Below are 513 nucleotides of genomic sequence, written 5' to 3' on the forward strand. Positions count from 1 at the left end.
TCGACAGCGTGGCGCTCGGCAACGGCGCGGTCACCAACATGCCCAACAGCGTTGCGCTGGGCGCGGGCTCTGTCGCCAATGTCGGCGCGCTGACCAATTACATCGCCTTTGCGCTGGCAGGTGCGCAGAACTCGGCCGGCGAAGTGAACGTGGGCAATCGCCAGATCACGGGCGTGGCGCCGGGCAGGGACGACCAGGACGCGGTCAACGTGGCGCAGGTCAAGAGCGTCGCGGCTTCCTTGTCGAGCAGCGTGGGCACCACGGCCAGCAGCGTTGCGAGCCTGTCGACGTCGACCTCCAGCGGTCTGAGCACCACCAACAGCAGCCTCGCGAGCCTCTCCACCTCGACGTCGTCGGGGTTGAGTACGGCGACGAGTGGCATCAACAGCCTGTCGACCTCGACCTCCAGTGGCCTGAGCACCACGAACAGCAGTGTCTCCAGTCTCTCCACCTCGACGTCGTCTGGGTTGAGCACGGCGACGAGTGGCATCAACAGCCTGTCGACCTCGACAT

Annotated in this window: 1 pseudogene; it reads left to right on the forward strand. The window is 65.9% G+C overall.

Annotation, left to right across the window (positions count from 1 at the left end):
- A pseudogene (locus BMG07_RS41000) lies at positions 1-513 on the forward strand (hypothetical protein); the annotation flags it as partial.

It is taken from the genome of Variovorax sp. E3 (assembly GCF_016082275.1).
Taxonomy (GTDB): domain Bacteria; phylum Pseudomonadota; class Gammaproteobacteria; order Burkholderiales; family Burkholderiaceae_C; genus Variovorax.